Raw genomic sequence first — 14,998 nt, forward strand, 5'->3', positions numbered from 1 at the left:
CCCATTGGTAGTTTAAAAATTGAAAAAAATGGCAAATTTTTATACAGACAATAAAAACCTGAAATTCCACCTCGAGCATCCTTTGATGAAGAAATGTGTGGATTTGAAAGAAGATAATTATAAGGATCAAGAAAAGTATGATTATGCTCCTCTTGATTTTGAAGATACATTAGATACCTACGACAAAACTTTAGAGATTGTTGGAGAGATTTGTGGTGATATTATCGATCCCAATGCCGAGGATGTTGATCACGACGGGCCTCAATTAATTGATAACGAAGTTATATATGCCAAGGGAACATCTCAAAACTATCAAGCATTAACTGATGCTGGTTTAATTGGAATGTCACTTCCTAGAGAATATGGAGGATTAAATTTCTCTATCGTACCTTATGTAATGGCTGCAGAAGTGGTTTCTAGAGCTGATGCTGGTTTTGCTAACATATGGGGATTACAAGATTGTGCAGAAACACTTCATGAGTTCGGTGATGAGGCCATCAAGAAAGAATTTCTTCCTAGATTTAACGAAGGTGCCACTGCTGCAATGGATTTAACTGAACCAGATGCTGGTTCCGACCTCCAGGCGGTGATGTTAAAAGCGACATATAACGAAGAAGAAGACCAATGGTACCTAAACGGAGTGAAGCGTTTTATCACCAATGGTGATGCTGATATTTCATTAGTGTTGGCACGTTCTGAGGAGGGGAGTTCAGATGGTAGAGGACTTTCATTATTTGTTTATGACAGAACAGAGCAAAAAGTAATCGTTCGCCGTATCGAGAATAAAATGGGTATCAAAGGTTCTCCAACTTGTGAATTGGTATTTAAAGATGCACCAGCAAAACTAGTAGGTTCTAGAAGATTGGGATTGATTAAATATGTGATGTCTTTGATGAATTCTGCACGTTTAGGTGTAGGAGCTCAGTCTGTAGGTATTGCAGAAGCTGCTTATCGTGAGGCTTTAAAGTATGCCAAAGAACGTGAGCAATTCGGAAAAGCAATTATCCAGTATCCTGCTGTTTATGAGATGTTGACAAGAATGAAAGTAAAAACTGATGGTATTAGAAGTTTACTTTATGAAACAGCTCGTTTTGTAGATATTTATAAGTCATATGGCTTTTTAGCTGAGAATCGTAAATTAACTCCTGAGGAAAGAAAAGATCAGAAATACTTCTCTAAGAAAGCCGATTTCTTCACGCCTTTATTGAAATTAGTATCTTCTGAATATAGTAATGAGATTTCTTACGATTCATTACAAGTTCACGGTGGAACTGGTTTTATGAAAGATTTTCCAATTGAAAGAATCTATCGTGATGCCCGTATAACCACCATTTACGAAGGTACTTCTCAGTTACAAGTGGTAGCGGCTATTAGAGGTGTAAGCACTGGCGGATATTTGGATTATATCCGTGATTATGAGCAACAAAACTATAGACCAGAGTTACAGCACATCAAGCGTCGTTTAATTATTATGACAGAGCAATACACTAAGGCTGTACAAATGGTCCAACGTGATAAAGATTCTGATCTATGGGATTTCCATGCACGTAGAATGGTGGAGATGGCTGGAAATATCATTATTGGATACTTATTGCTAAATGATGCGCAAAGAGATATGGAACATAAAAAATCAGCTGATATTTTTGTGCAAATCGGAATGGCACAAAATGAAGATAAATTCAAATATATTGAGAATTTTGATTTGAAAGATTTAGGGCTCTATCAAATTTCTACTGAAGATATTGATGAATAATTAATAATAGCGGTTTACAGGTGGTTTCTAGCCTGTAAACCGTTTTTTTAAACGCATCTATGAACTCATTTATCGTTATAATCGCTGTGATTTTTGTTATAGCGATAGGATTCAGAAAGATTATAAATTTATTTCTTCACAAATTGATTTTTGGTGAGTATAGCCGAAAATATGTATTGAAATTCAAACAATACACAAGGAAAAAGCCACACCCTTATTGTTTCAAAGACGATTTCTACTACCATATTCTTTCTATTCATAAAGCAGTTGATAGTCCAATTCAATACCAAAGTGAAAAAGTATTTGACTTTGATGATTTGAGTTTTGGTACACATTTGAAAGAGACTTTGAAGGAAAGAGGTAAGCCCGATTGTTTCACAGTTAGTGAAGAGAAGGAAGTGGATTTTGGAGTGATGGGTTATAAAAGTAGATTGTTTCATAGCAATGAAAAAACACTGCTTTATCACTGTGGAAATGAGTATTTCATGGGTGAATATGTTTTTAGTAGTATTAATGAAGAAACAGCAGAACTAGTGGTGGGGATGCTAAAAGAGAAATTTCATCAAGATATAGAGTATAATAAGAACTTTACGATTACCGATAAAGCTGGTAATTACGTATATTTTACCGATACGGGATTTTACTTGTCTATCAAGTTCTTTAATAAGGATTTTCTTACCATTAAGAAGATATTGGAAGTTACCACTGCGAATACTGAAAATGGTTTAACCCCATTAAATGGAATCGGTAGGATTTCTTGTGCAGATTAATGTACATCAGAGCTGCAATGTCGATATTTCGTATAGAAAAATGAAACCCCAAGTACAAAAAGAGAAGCTAATATTCCTAAACCTATATTATAGTAGATTGGTGCTGAGAGTGCCATTCTTATAATGATAGTGGCTACTGCAAAAGCGGAGTTTCTAAATACCACAATATAAGAGTAATTATATCGGAGCGATAATAATACAAGAAATATATCGGCAAATATGAGAATGGTATAAAAGTTTTTGAAGAAGTCGAAAGCTTGAGAATGCTGAAGATAGAGGATGATATCATAAATACCCGAAGTCAGAAATACCATAAACAATATCAGGCTTGTTACTTTCTTAAACATGATAAATCGGGTTTGGCTCTCTGGATCGTCAGTAATTGGAGTGTGTTTTAGTGTTTTGTTGATGAGCAGAATAATAATAAAAATAGCCATGGCTCCAAAAGCATCTGATAACATACTGATGACGGGTTCAAAATCAGCCCAGTTATTTTGCTCGTAAAACTCTCCAAACTGCTTAAATGCACTTCTCAATAGAATAAGACTTAGGATTTCTAATTGCTTCACCAGAGAGGAGGAAACAGAATTAGATAAGGTGAAAACCAAGCCTACTACCTCAATTAATAATAAGAGTGAAAAGCTAATTTGAATAGATTGAAATATATTTTTTGGAAATAGGTATTCAAGGTTTTCCGGAACTAGTCCTAAATATAAAAACAGCGACATCCCCAAAGAAATCAAAAAGCTTAGAACAAGCAATGTTGCTAATCGGGAATGTGTTTTCTGGTTTTCCCATACCTGATGCACACGATTGTAAAACCTAACGATAAATTGTATAGAACGTTCCATTTATTTAAGCTTATTAAGCAATTCTTTTTGACATATTCTTGAGTCGTTTAATAGGTTCAATATTTCTTGATCACTTGGGTTTATAATGTATTTTCCATCTTTTTTTGTTGATCTCACTTTCCCTTTCTCAATATGCTGATTTACTAATTTTATCTGCTCTTTATTTTCAATATCAATACAAAAAAGGCTAAGTTGTTCAGAACTAAGTTGCGCTGCAATCATTTCCCAATAACCATCCTCATTCTTGAAATTCATAAAATAGTAGCTGTCTAATTTTTTCAGAACCAAATCGGCTCCTAATTCACCCTGTAGGAAGCTTTGATTGTTCATTTCACCATAACTATATTTATTGCTGGCAATACAGAGGGTATCTCCATCGCTGTCTACATAGTAACCTTGGAGTTCGGATGGGAATTCCGCTAATGATATTTGATCCTTTGGAATAGGATGATGATACACAATATTGCTACATGAGCTTAAAAATACGATGACGAGAGATAAGGTAAGATATTGTAGTCTTTTCATAATGAAATATTTGTAGGTGAAACATTATGCCTTTAGACAAATATAATTAAAATTTCATTGTTAACAAAGTCATATTTACTAGTCCTTATTTCCTGCATTAATTCTGTATTTTTGAGTTAAATATTGAAGTTATGAACTACCATTTTATTGCTATAGGTGGAGCTGCCATGCACAATTTGGCCATTGCATTACATTTAAAAGGAAACCAAGTGACAGGTTCCGATGATGAAATTTTTGAGCCTTCCAAAGGAAGATTGGATAAATATAATCTCTTACCAAAAGAAATGGGTTGGCAGCCTAAGAAAATAAATAGTAATATTGATGCTATCATATTAGGTATGCATGCCAGAGCAGATAATCCTGAATTGGCAAAAGCTAAGGAGCTAGGATTAGAAATATATTCCTATCCTGAATTTCTTTATGAGCAATCGAAGGATAAAACTAGGATTGTGATAGGCGGAAGCCATGGGAAAACAACCATCACGGCAATGATCCTCCACGTGTTAGACCAACTAAATATTAAAACCGACTATATGGTTGGGTCCAAGTTAGAAGGTTTCGAAGTCATGGTGAAGCTCAGCGATGCACCTTATATTGTATTAGAAGGTGATGAGTATTTGTCTTCACCAATAGATAGAAGACCTAAATTCCATCTTTACCATCCTCATATCGCTTTGTTGAGTGGTGTGGCTTGGGATCATATCAATGTATTCCCAACTTTTGATATCTATCTGGAGCAATTTGAAAAGTTTATTGGCTTAATAGAAAAAGATGGCAGCCTAATTTATTGTTCCGATGATAAATATTTAGCCGATCTTTATAAAACAGTAAGAGAGGATGTTGAAGTAATAGCTTATGATGTTCCAGAATTCACCATTAATGCTGATGATTATAAATCAAAAATAAAATATCAAGGTCATTCCTATTCCCTTTCTGTATTTGGGAAACATAATTTGATGAACCTCGAGGGGGCTAGACGAGTATGTGAGCAAATAGGAGTGGAGACTAAAGATTTCTATAATGCCATTTCGAGTTTCACTGGAGCCAGCAATCGTTTAGAAACCATTGGAAAAAATGACACTTCTACTATTTATAAAGATTTTGCCCACAGTCCATCTAAACTGAAAGCGACTACCACAGCAGTGAAAGAACAATTTACCGATAGAAAATTATTCGCTTGCATGGAACTCCACACTTTTAGTAGTTTGAATAGTGAGTTTTTAAAAGAATATAGAGGAGCTATGGATAAGGCAGATGTGGCCATAGTATATTTCAATCCACATACCATCGCACATAAGCGCTTAGAATCCATTTCAGAAGAACAAGTAAAACAAGCCTTCGCCAGAGAAGATTTAGTGGTATTTACCGATTCAAAAAAGTTATTAGAACGACTTTACTCAGAAAACTGGGAAAATCAGAACCTGCTCTTAATGAGTTCCGGAAATTTTGATGGCGTGGATTATGCTGAATTGGTTGGGCATTTGCTATAAGGTAATTCCCACTTTTAATATGACTTAAAAAGTATTACCAATGATTAATCAAAATGTGTCTATATTTTTCTTTTTGACTGAAAGCCACTTTAGTCATATAACCGTATTTACCAATGTAGAAGAATAATGGCATATGGAGAATTTCGACTTGCATTTAGGTTTTTTTTTTTCTTTTGGCCAATACACATGTTTTTGAAGGGCTAATTTATAAGAAAATTAAAAATAAAGGTCAACAATTTTTATCTGAATATTTGTGCCAATTATTCAGATAAAAACATATAGAGTCTATGGGGTTTAAGTGGTTGTTATAGCTTTGATTAAGTATAGTTGCAGGGTGTAAAAAAGCCGATATCCCATCAAGGAATATCGGCTCATATATGATTGTCAATTCTGATTATCCATTCATGGACATCAAGAATTCTTCATTATTATCAGTAAATTTTAATTTGTCTTTTACAAAGTCCATAGCTTCCACAGGATTCATGTCTGCTAAGTGATTACGTAAAACCCAAATACGTTGCATGGCTTCTTTGTCAATTAATAAGTCTTCTCTTCGAGTACTAGAAGCAACGATGTCAATAGCAGGGTAGATACGCTTATTAGAGATTTTTCTATCCAACTGAAGCTCCATATTACCAGTACCTTTAAATTCTTCAAAGATAACTTCGTCCATTTTAGAACCCGTTTCGGTAAGAGCGGTAGCGATAATAGAAAGAGACCCACCTCTTTCAATATTACGAGCCGCTCCGAAAAAACGTTTTGGTTTTTGTAAGGCATTGGCTTCAACACCACCTGATAATACTTTACCAGAGGCTGGAGATACTGTATTATAAGCACGAGCAAGACGAGTAATAGAGTCGAGAAGAATCACAACATCGTGACCACTTTCTACCATTCTCTTGGCTTTTTCTAATACTATATTTGCTATTTTTACATGTCTTTCTGCTGGCTCATCAAAGGTAGAAGCTATCACTTCTGCTTTTACGCTTCTTTCCATATCAGTAACCTCTTCAGGTCTTTCATCAATCAATAATATGATTAAATAAGCTTCAGGATGGTTGGTAGCAATGGCATTGGCCACTTCTTTTAAAAGAACAGTTTTACCAGTTTTGGGTTGCGCAACAATTAATCCTCTCTGACCTTTACCGATAGGAGCAAACAAATCGATTAATCTAGTTGAAATAGTGCTTCCTTTATGTCCTGTTAAATTGAATTTCTCTTCTGGGAAAAGAGGAGTTAAATAATCGAAAGGAATACGGTCTCTAATTTCTTCAGGTGTTTTTCCATTAATGGTAGAAATTTTAATCAATGGGAAATATTTTTCACCTTCTTTTGGAGGACGAATGCTACCACGTACTGTATCACCAGTCATTAATCCAAATAATTTAATCTGAGATTGAGAAACATAAACATCATCTGGAGAATTTAGATAATGATAATCAGAGGAGCGCAAAAATCCATAACCGTCAGGCATGATTTCTAAAACACCTTCACTATTAATGATTCCGTCGAAATCGTAAACAGGTTTCTTTTCTCTATCTTCACGAGGGTTAGGAGTATTTCTTTCCTGTTGACGACGAGGGTTCGGAGTTCTACGATCATTATCTTTAGCTTCAGGTTTGCGATCGTTATCGTTGTTTTCAGCTTTACGATCGTTATCACGAACATCAGATTTACGAGGAGCTTCTTTTCTTTCTGGTCTGGCTTCTCTTTTTTCTCGAGGAGCTTCTGTTTTTTCATTATCCGAAACAACAGCTTTATCTTCTTTTTTAGCTTCTGGTTTGTCAGTACTTTCTCTAGAGACTTTTTCAGTGTACTCTTTTGTTTCTTCTTTAGCTTCTAATTTCTTCTCACGAGGTTTAGCAGCAGCTTTTCTTGGGTTTGGTCTGTTTTTAGCAGGCTTATTTTGTTCTGCAGAGAATAAATCGGCACCAGCTTCTTTCATTTCACTAATAAGCTCGGTGTTATTACTTTTCTTAGGAGCAATTGGGGGAGCTTTTTTTTCTACCTTTTGGGTATCTTCTTTTTTCGCTTCCGCTTTTGGTTTATTAGCTTCAGGTTTTCTCTCTCTTCTTTCAACATTGGTAGAAGCATCGGGAGCTCGGTTGATCCTTTTTCTGTTTTTATTTGGTTTAGATTCTTTTTGTTCCTTTTCTAAAATTTCAGGGGTGGGATTTAGAGCTTGGTGATCGAGGATTTTATAGATCAAATCCTGTTTAAGCAGTTTTTCGAACTTTGGAATTTGTAAATCTTTTGCAATGTCTTTGAGCTCCAATACTTTCTTGCTGCTCAACTCAATAATATCGTACATAAAATGAAAATTATGATTAGTTTCTTCTTAAAAATAAAATTACGGGAATTTATTATTTACCGAATGATTATTAGGAATGTTTGTGCAAATATAATATTTTTTAATTAGGACATTTATTTTTCCTAGAATTTTTTCAAATGAGAGGAAGAACCTATCTTTGCCATTCAAAATTTATTAGTGATGATACAAAGAATTCAAAGTCTATATTTAATACTAGCTGCCATTGCAGCCTCCCTTATGTTTGCCTTTCCCTTGGCTAAGTTTTATGGTTCTAGCAACCTTGCGCTTTATGTTTATCAGGTAAACTTTTTCGACCCCAATCCAAGTTTGCAATTAAGTTCGATGTTTTTATTGCCATTAATGGGAATTGTCATTCTTATTATTGCATTAAGTATTATCACTTTGGTGTCTTTTAAGAACAGAAAACGCCAACTATTACTAACAAAAATCAATATGGCAACTACTTTAGTACTTTTAGCTGGTTATTTTTTAGGTTATATGGGGATTTTGGAAAAAAGTGTCGGGAATCCACCAGAATATCAATTTGCAAGCTTTATGCCCGTTTTGGTTTTTGTCTTTTTATTTCTAGCCAACAGAGGCATTACAAAAGATGAAAAACTGATTCGTTCTATGGATAGGTTGAGGTAAGTTTTTGAGTTAAAAGGCTAAGAGGTTGGGAAGTTTAATGTTTCGGCAGTAGATAAACATCAGTCATGCAAATATTAACTGTTCACTGTTAGCTATTATTTACTTTCTGTTCTACCCAAATAAGATTTTCCTCTGCGTATCCTCTTTCCTTCATTTTTTGCAATAAATGCACTTTTACAGCATCTTCTAATTGTGGATTTCTACTCAATATCCATAAATACTTTTCGGAGGAGGATCCAATTAAAGCCCATTGGTAATCTTTTTCATCAAGCTCCATAACAAAATAATCGTCGTAGAAGATCCAGAAGAACGAGACTTTGAGTTTTCCGGGTTCTTGAGGGTTTGGGATTTTGGCTTTTCCCACCGCTTGACTCAGTTTGCCTTGTAGCCCTCCTTTATAACCTTGGTTCAATACTTTTATTTTGCCATCCTCTTGCATTGAATAAGTTGCGGTTACACCACTCAATCCGCGTTCAAATGAATGGTCAAAACGTGCTATTTCATACCATTTTCCAAGAAATTTATCCAATTCCAAATGTTCTACCGTTTTTGTTCTTTTCATATCTTTAGTTGAGCTACATCCAGTGCTTATGATTATCACAAACAGGGATAAGATTAAAATAAGTTTGTTCTGTTTCATCATTTATTTTGTTCTTTTTGGGGTTTGAAAGGGTAAACCAATGAACTTTCGTTACTTCTGCTTTCTGTCTTGCTTTTCCTGACATTTTAACCAATTCGATTATCTGTCATCCGTCATCCGTCATCTTCCTCCTAAAACTTCACCATGATCCCAACAGTAGGCAAAACAGTTCCCGATTCATTAGCAACGCTTTGTAATACATAATCTTGTCCGTTATTAGTAGTCATATAGGAACCATCTGGATTTTTTTCTCTAATCACATAATCCTGACCAGCAACTTTAAAATTATATACATTCTGAATGTCTAAATATACCATTAAACTCCAATTATCGAAGAAATAGTTTTTGTCGATTCTTAAATCTAATTGATGGAAAGGATCGTAGCGAAGGGTATTGATTTCACCATAATTATAATAGGCTTGACCTCTGGCATCCCAAGCTTCAACATTGGCTGAGGTTTCTAGGTCATAAGGCGTATAAGGTAGTCCACCCACATAACGCCATTTAAAACCAGCTCTCCAGTTTTTCTTAAACTGCTTACTACCAGTTAGGGTAAGCAAGTGTTTGCTGTCCCAAGAGGAGGGTACTAAATCATTATTGATGTCAGTAAATTTACTTCTCACATAAGTATAGGAGGCCAAAAGTGTAAAGTTTGTGAAATTGATTCTTTGCAATACTTCAAGGCCAATGGCTTCTCCAGTTCCTGTAAATACTGCTGGTACTGCTCCTGCAACACTGCTGTATTCTGCACCTTGGTTAGCTAAACTTGAACCCGTAACTAAATCAATAGGGTATTGAAAATAATCCTTATAGAAACCTTCGACTGATAAGGTCATTGGAGAATTAAAGCGGTATTCTGCACCCAAATTATAGTGGTTGGCACCAATGTATTCTGCTGTATTTTCATTCATCAATATACCCTCGTTATTCCTAAAACCAAGCGTGGTGTAGGAAGGCTGCTGATAATATCTACCTACTCCTGCATTCAACTGAACTTGGTCTGTTAAAGAGTAACTTAATGCTAATCTTGGAGATAGTTGATTGATGAGATTTGCCATTTTGCTGTTATAGTTATTACCATCACTACGTAAACCCAAACTCACTAGTAATCTGTTTTTGAGAATAGTTTTGGAAACTTGGCCCGATAAACCATACTTAATCACATTAATATTGGTATTATAGTTCAGCGTAAACAAGGAATCCTCTAAAAATAATTGCTGTATGGTTTGATTTTCATATTCTGCATATTCCGTATTCACTCCGAAATTATACTTGAAACCATTTTTCTGATAATTTAATTCATAGCGAAACTTATTTTCTGATTCTCTAGACTTATAATCAAAGATTTTATCTTTACTTTCGACGTTATCTGGATATTTGTAGAACTCATTATTTAACATGTTTCTGCTCAGAACCAAGGTATGGTAACCATTGTCGAAGAAGTGCTTATAAACACCTCCAATGGTATAACTCCACTGATTATTCACTGGAATTTGTGCCAATTGATATTCTTGGCCTGCATCTGGGTTTTCAATTCCTGTATTCAAACTCAATTGATCTAATGAGCCCAAGCTGATAATGGTCAACTGATTTTTAGGATTGAAATTGGTTTTTAGCTTAAATTGATAATCGTTGAAGGTGGGAAGAAAGGGTAGTCCAATGGCGGAAAATAGAAACTGTAAATAACTTCTTCTTACGGAGAAAATATAACTGGTTTTATCTCCAATTGGGCCATCCACGGTAAAGGCTGCTTCACTGGCACCTAAGCTAACTTGAAAATTGGTTTTGTCTTTGCTTCCTTCTTTTTGCTTGAAATCTAAGATTCCACTTAAAGCATTATATTTTGCAGCAGGAAAAGAACCACTATAAAAATCTACAGTTTGAATAAAGTCGGCATTAATAATACCAACAGGTCCTCCTGATGCTCCTTGGGTGGAGAAGTGATTCAACACCGGGATTTCCACACCATCGAGGAAAAACCTATTCTCACTCGGACCACCACCACGAATAATCACATCGTTACGAAAAGCAGGAGTGGAACCTACGCCAGGAAAGGACTGAATAACTCTAGAGATATCTCTATTACTACCTGCATTGCCTTCTATTTGCTTCGTTCCTATGCTTTGCATAGATAATGGAGCCTCCTCAGTTTTCTTTAAGTAATCCACTTTTACGACCACTTCATTAAGTTCGTTTTGTGAAGGTTCAAGTCCAATCTCAATAAATGGTGTTTTACTATTGCTGATCAAGATATCGGAGCTGATACTGCTTTGATAGCCCACATAAGATACTCTAAGGTTGATATATCCTGGTTCAAGACCGGTGATGATAAAGTTTCCGTCTAAATCACTTGTAGAACCTATGGTCGTTCCTTCAACTATGATGTTAGCAAATGGAATGGGATCGTTGTTTTTTGCATCGTTGACAATACCTCTAACTTCACCCTTTTGGGCGAATATTATGGAAGTAAACATCAATAGGCTGAAAAGTATATATAGTTTTTTCATTTTAGTTATTTTGAGAATTGATTCTTACTTCTATGCTGTTAAATATTTTTAGAGCCGAAGTAAGTGTGTTTAAATTAGTAAATAGTTTTCCGCTCTCTCCCTTAGCATCTCCATGCCCAATTGGGTTTAAGAAAAAGGACTCCGATGCGGAATTAATCTCCACTGCATATACGATACTAGGTTGCGCAGAATGCTGATAAGCTTTGTTTTCTGGATATTTATTATTCGTCCAAAAGCTGTTCCAATCCCATGATTGATTGACCTCTAAAAAGATTCTATATTTCTTATCCAAATTCATGGAGGAGGTTTTTATTTCAAAATTTTGTTCTGGAGTTGCTCCAGTATAAGCGTCTACAAATGGTTGCTCGGGACTAGGAATCAATTGACCATTAGTTTCGCCTTTCTTGTGAGACCAGTATGGAAGTGCTGCTGGTTGATAGGATGGACCAGATTTTTTTATCCAAATACTATCACCTTGCATTTCATATCCAAAAATACCACTAGCATATGACTTCGTAATAAATAAGGTTTTTATATAATGACCTTCCAAATCTTCCATCCATAAAACATAAGTTGGGCGATTATAACCTATGCCATTTATAAAATTAATGGTCATTTCTGGTCCATTATCCTCTGAATCAATGAGAATAGTCATTTTGCTTTCAGTTTCAATTTTTGTGGTTTTACACTGTATAAGCAATAAGGATATTGCTAATAAACTGATAAAATATAGGTAAAATTTCATAATTATACTTATTTGTATTTATTTTGCAAATATATTACAAAAACATAGTAATAAAGTTTTAAAAAATTGTGAAAATTTAAATTTACTACGATGTCGGAGCAAATTAAGTTGATAAAGGAGATTTTAGACCATGTGGAGGCCTATAAATTAGAGGTGGGGAATACTGACATAAAAGAGTTTGCCATTTATTTAAAAGATAAAGTGCTTTTAGGTGAGGCAAATTCATCAAATTCAGATTTTGATAAAAATAACTATCAACAATATAAAACATATCCTGAAGTAGAGTTTTCCACTTTGCTCACTTCTTTATATCGCTTTGCGCGTCATTATGTAAAAAAGGCATTCACCAATACTTCCATTAAAACCATTGATGAATTTGGTTTCCTCGCTACACTTTTAAAAGAAAAAAGCCTATTAAAAAATGAGTTGATTCACAAGCATTTATTAGAAATATCAAGTGGTAGTGAGATCATTAAGCGTTTGATTCGGAATGAATTGATTTATGAATATCCTGATGCCAAAGATAAAAGAGCAAAACGAGTTTCTCTCACTGAAAAAGGGATAAGAGAGGTCATGTTTGCCTTCGAAGACATGCACAAGGTGAGTGAAATAGTGATAGGAAATTTGAAAAAAGAGGAGCTCAATGAAGCGCTTTCTGTTTTTAATAAGTTGAATTTCTTTCATTTACATATTCATGAAGCAGATAAGAGTACTAGTTTGGAGGAGTTACACGAGAAGTATGTGATTGGTAAAATAGTTGACAGATAGTAGATGACAGTTAATAGTTAAAAAAAAGATAACTGCTTTTATTATATCGAACTGTTAACTGTTAGTTTTTAACTGTTAACTAAAAGTTATGAAAAAAAATATATTAATAAGCGGAGGTAGTGGATTAGTAGGACAAGAAATTGCTGCTCTTTTTCAAAAACAGGGACATGAGATTGCCATTTTAAGTCGAAATCCTGACAAACAAACAATTCGTTCTTTTTACTGGGATGTAGAAGACGATAAAATAGATGAGGAGGCTATCGAATTTGCTGATGTGATTATTCATTTAGCTGGGGAAAATATTTCTAGCAAAGCTTGGACACCTAAGCAAAAAGAAAAAATAATCTCCAGTCGAACCCAATCTACGCAATTGCTTTTTGATATGGTGAAAAAGAAATCTAAGAAATTAGATGCCTTTATCTCAGCTTCTGCAATTGGTTATTATGGAACCTTCACCTCAGATAAAATATTTAAGGAAGAGGATGCTGCAGGAGATGATTTTCTAGCAGAAACGGTAAAACTATGGGAAACCAGTGTTCAACAATTCACTATGCTCAATATTCCAACAGCCATACTCAGAATAGGAGTGGTGATGAGTGAAAAGGGAGGAGCATTAGTGAAAATGCTAAAACCTGTAGAAATGGGTTTTGGTGCAGCTTTAGGCTCAGGTAAACAGTGGATGCCTTGCATAGCGCTTAATGATTTAGCTAGACTATTCTATTTCGTATATGAGCAGAAGTTGCAAAATCAGACTCCTCAAAACACACTGATTTATAATGCTGTAGTTCCTAGTCATATCAGCAACAAAGAATTAATGAAATCCTTAGCCAAAGCCAAGAAAAAGCCCTTCTTTATGCCTGCGGTACCCTCCTTTGTGTTTAAACTTATTTATGGGGAAATGTCTTCCATATTATTAGAAGGAAGCAGAGTTTCCTCGGATAAAATAATAGGGGAGGGTTTTAATTTTCAGGTGACTGATATTCAGGAATTGTTTTCTGAAAATTAGAAGCTAGAAGTTAAATAGTTATAAGTCTTAATCATTAAACTTTACCAAAGCTTGTCGGCCTCTATTTACATGAAGCTGAGTAATGTCAGGACGAGAATAATGGCCACTTGGGTCAAAGTTCTGTCTTTCTTCGTATACGCTATTCAAATCTAATTCTGCAGTTATTAGTTGTTCTTCCCCGATTTGAGGAGGAATAATCCATTCGCCATCGGGGCCAGCAATACAAGAGCCTCCATTGGCTAGCATTTCTGGTGCTTGAGCTAAAATTAGATCCAAATGAGGAGTCTCGGCAGGAAAATCTTCTTTTCGCATCAATCCACTGGCGCTAATCACAAAAGAGCGGCTTTCTTTGGCTACAAATCTTGTGATATCATTGGTGATTTGAGCACTTCCTGGCCACACGGCCACATGCAGGTTTTCACCTTGAGCATAAAGAGCGGTTCTACTTAAAGGCATCCAATTCTCCCAGCAGTTTAAACCTCCTACAGTAAATCCTTCTAGCTTATGAACTCGTAAACCATTTCCATCTCCAGGGGACCAGCATAACCTTTCTTCAAAAGTAGGTTGAAGTTTTCTATGTACCGATTTTATCTCACCGAGCTTATTGATATAAACTAGAGAACAATAAATACTATGGCCTCCTCTGTTTTCTGCACGTTCTGCAATTCCCAGGTATACTGCAGTTTTAAGTTGTTTGGCTGTTTCGCAAACATCTTTTAAATCTCCTCGTTCTATATTGATACTATTCTTTAGATAATGAGCAAATATTTCCTTTTGAATTTTTGAATTAAACTCAGCTCCATTGGTTAGTGAAATCCAAAAAGGGTAACCCGGTAATAAGGTTTCGCCAAAGGTTACCAAACTACAGGATTCTTTTGCAGCTTCTTCTATAAATGATATTACTTTTTTAGTGCTTTCTTCCTTGTTTAACCATACTGGAGCTATTTGTGCAATTCCAATTTTTATTTGAGTATTTTCCATGGC

14 protein-coding genes are annotated in these 14,998 nt (G+C 35.1%); 6 read left to right on the forward strand and 8 right to left on the reverse strand.

The features are described 5' to 3' along the window. Positions 1 to 28 precede the first annotated feature (28 nt). Positions 29 to 1,753, forward strand: coding sequence for an acyl-CoA dehydrogenase family protein (locus tag HNS38_RS06350; RefSeq protein ID WP_172346160.1), 1,725 nt, complete (start codon positions 29 to 31; stop codon positions 1,751 to 1,753). A gap of 59 nt (positions 1,754 to 1,812) precedes the next feature. Beyond that, positions 1,813 to 2,523 carry a hypothetical protein gene (locus tag HNS38_RS06355; RefSeq protein WP_172279132.1) on the forward strand — a complete coding sequence of 237 codons (711 nt, stop codon included), beginning with the start codon at positions 1,813 to 1,815 and terminating at the stop codon, positions 2,521 to 2,523. Here the strand turns inward: HNS38_RS06355 and HNS38_RS06360 are convergent. Together HNS38_RS06360 and HNS38_RS06365 are read right to left on the reverse strand one after the other, a co-directional pair. Next, a complete protein-coding gene (locus HNS38_RS06360; RefSeq protein ID WP_172346161.1) occupies positions 2,520 to 3,374 on the reverse strand; it encodes a hypothetical protein in 855 nt (284 codons plus the stop codon). The genes HNS38_RS06355 and HNS38_RS06360 overlap by 4 nt on opposite strands. After that, positions 3,375 to 3,899, reverse strand: coding sequence for a hypothetical protein (locus HNS38_RS06365; RefSeq protein WP_172279128.1), 525 nt, complete (start codon positions 3,897 to 3,899; stop codon positions 3,375 to 3,377). A 131-nt stretch (positions 3,900 to 4,030) separates the two neighbouring features. Here HNS38_RS06365 and murC point away from each other — a divergent pair, with 131 nt between their 5' ends. Next, the gene (gene murC, locus HNS38_RS06370; RefSeq protein WP_172279126.1) at positions 4,031 to 5,389 is read left to right on the forward strand and encodes a UDP-N-acetylmuramate--L-alanine ligase; all 1,359 of its coding nucleotides are present in this window, start codon (positions 4,031 to 4,033) and stop codon (positions 5,387 to 5,389) included. A 394-nt stretch (positions 5,390 to 5,783) separates the two neighbouring features. Here the strand turns inward: murC and rho are convergent, their stop codons facing one another. Next, positions 5,784 to 7,700: a transcription termination factor Rho gene (gene rho, locus HNS38_RS06375; protein WP_172279124.1), complete on the reverse strand. Its 1,917-nt coding sequence runs from the start codon at positions 7,698 to 7,700 to the stop codon at positions 5,784 to 5,786. A 180-nt stretch (positions 7,701 to 7,880) separates the two neighbouring features. Between rho and HNS38_RS06380 the strand changes: the two genes are divergently transcribed. Beyond that, on the forward strand, positions 7,881 to 8,348 hold the full coding sequence (locus HNS38_RS06380; RefSeq protein ID WP_172279122.1) for a DUF4293 domain-containing protein: 468 nt from the start codon (positions 7,881 to 7,883) through the stop codon (positions 8,346 to 8,348). 88 nt (positions 8,349 to 8,436) lie between these two features. Here the strand turns inward: HNS38_RS06380 and HNS38_RS06385 are convergent, their stop codons facing one another. Genes HNS38_RS06385 through HNS38_RS06400 form a run of 4 tightly spaced genes read right to left on the reverse strand, consistent with a single transcriptional unit; the run spans position 8,437 to position 12,240 of the window. Further along, the gene (locus HNS38_RS06385; protein WP_172346162.1) at positions 8,437 to 8,910 is read right to left on the reverse strand and encodes a lipocalin family protein; all 474 of its coding nucleotides are present in this window, start codon (positions 8,908 to 8,910) and stop codon (positions 8,437 to 8,439) included. Positions 8,911 to 8,923: 13 nt separating this feature from the next. Then, positions 8,924 to 9,073 (reverse strand): hypothetical protein, encoded by a 150-nt coding sequence (locus tag HNS38_RS06390; protein WP_172279118.1) that lies wholly within the window; start codon positions 9,071 to 9,073, stop codon positions 8,924 to 8,926. 46 nt (positions 9,074 to 9,119) lie between these two features. Further along, on the reverse strand, positions 9,120 to 11,495 hold the full coding sequence (locus HNS38_RS06395) for a TonB-dependent receptor (protein WP_172279116.1): 2,376 nt from the start codon (positions 11,493 to 11,495) through the stop codon (positions 9,120 to 9,122). A gap of 1 nt (position 11,496) precedes the next feature. Continuing rightward, on the reverse strand, positions 11,497 to 12,240 hold the full coding sequence (locus tag HNS38_RS06400; protein ID WP_172279114.1) for a hypothetical protein: 744 nt from the start codon (positions 12,238 to 12,240) through the stop codon (positions 11,497 to 11,499). A 90-nt stretch (positions 12,241 to 12,330) separates the two neighbouring features. Here HNS38_RS06400 and HNS38_RS06405 point away from each other — a divergent pair, with 90 nt between their 5' ends. Together HNS38_RS06405 and HNS38_RS06410 are read left to right on the forward strand one after the other, a co-directional pair. Further along, positions 12,331 to 13,008: a MarR family winged helix-turn-helix transcriptional regulator gene (locus HNS38_RS06405; RefSeq protein ID WP_172279112.1), complete on the forward strand. Its 678-nt coding sequence runs from the start codon at positions 12,331 to 12,333 to the stop codon at positions 13,006 to 13,008. A gap of 88 nt (positions 13,009 to 13,096) precedes the next feature. Then, the gene (locus HNS38_RS06410) at positions 13,097 to 14,014 is read left to right on the forward strand and encodes a TIGR01777 family oxidoreductase (RefSeq protein ID WP_172346163.1); all 918 of its coding nucleotides are present in this window, start codon (positions 13,097 to 13,099) and stop codon (positions 14,012 to 14,014) included. Positions 14,015 to 14,041: 27 nt separating this feature from the next. Here the strand turns inward: HNS38_RS06410 and HNS38_RS06415 are convergent, their stop codons facing one another. Beyond that, the gene (locus tag HNS38_RS06415; RefSeq protein WP_172346164.1) at positions 14,042 to 14,995 is read right to left on the reverse strand and encodes a carbon-nitrogen hydrolase family protein; all 954 of its coding nucleotides are present in this window, start codon (positions 14,993 to 14,995) and stop codon (positions 14,042 to 14,044) included. Positions 14,996 to 14,998: the final 3 nt, after the last annotated feature.

This window comes from Lentimicrobium sp. L6 (genome assembly GCF_013166655.1).
Lineage (GTDB): Bacteria > Bacteroidota > Bacteroidia > Bacteroidales > UBA12170 > UBA12170.

What these genes read in the sequence shown, in the direction of transcription:
- HNS38_RS06350 (WP_172346160.1), top strand. Translation starts at nt 29, where the DNA reads ATGGCAAATTTTTATACAGACAATAAAAACCTGAAATTCCACCTCGAG.
- HNS38_RS06355 (WP_172279132.1), top strand. Translation starts at nt 1,813, where the DNA reads ATGAACTCATTTATCGTTATAATCGCTGTGATTTTTGTTATAGCGATA.
- HNS38_RS06360 (WP_172346161.1), bottom strand. Translation starts at nt 3,374, where the DNA reads ATGGAACGTTCTATACAATTTATCGTTAGGTTTTACAATCGTGTGCAT.
- HNS38_RS06365 (WP_172279128.1), bottom strand. Translation starts at nt 3,899, where the DNA reads ATGAAAAGACTACAATATCTTACCTTATCTCTCGTCATCGTATTTTTA.
- murC (WP_172279126.1), top strand. Translation starts at nt 4,031, where the DNA reads ATGAACTACCATTTTATTGCTATAGGTGGAGCTGCCATGCACAATTTG.
- rho (WP_172279124.1), bottom strand. Translation starts at nt 7,700, where the DNA reads ATGTACGATATTATTGAGTTGAGCAGCAAGAAAGTATTGGAGCTCAAA.
- HNS38_RS06380 (WP_172279122.1), top strand. Translation starts at nt 7,881, where the DNA reads ATGATACAAAGAATTCAAAGTCTATATTTAATACTAGCTGCCATTGCA.
- HNS38_RS06385 (WP_172346162.1), bottom strand. Translation starts at nt 8,910, where the DNA reads ATGAAAAGAACAAAAACGGTAGAACATTTGGAATTGGATAAATTTCTT.
- HNS38_RS06390 (WP_172279118.1), bottom strand. Translation starts at nt 9,073, where the DNA reads ATGTCAGGAAAAGCAAGACAGAAAGCAGAAGTAACGAAAGTTCATTGG.
- HNS38_RS06395 (WP_172279116.1), bottom strand. Translation starts at nt 11,495, where the DNA reads ATGAAAAAACTATATATACTTTTCAGCCTATTGATGTTTACTTCCATA.
- HNS38_RS06400 (WP_172279114.1), bottom strand. Translation starts at nt 12,240, where the DNA reads ATGAAATTTTACCTATATTTTATCAGTTTATTAGCAATATCCTTATTG.
- HNS38_RS06405 (WP_172279112.1), top strand. Translation starts at nt 12,331, where the DNA reads ATGTCGGAGCAAATTAAGTTGATAAAGGAGATTTTAGACCATGTGGAG.
- HNS38_RS06410 (WP_172346163.1), top strand. Translation starts at nt 13,097, where the DNA reads ATGAAAAAAAATATATTAATAAGCGGAGGTAGTGGATTAGTAGGACAA.
- HNS38_RS06415 (WP_172346164.1), bottom strand. Translation starts at nt 14,995, where the DNA reads ATGGAAAATACTCAAATAAAAATTGGAATTGCACAAATAGCTCCAGTA.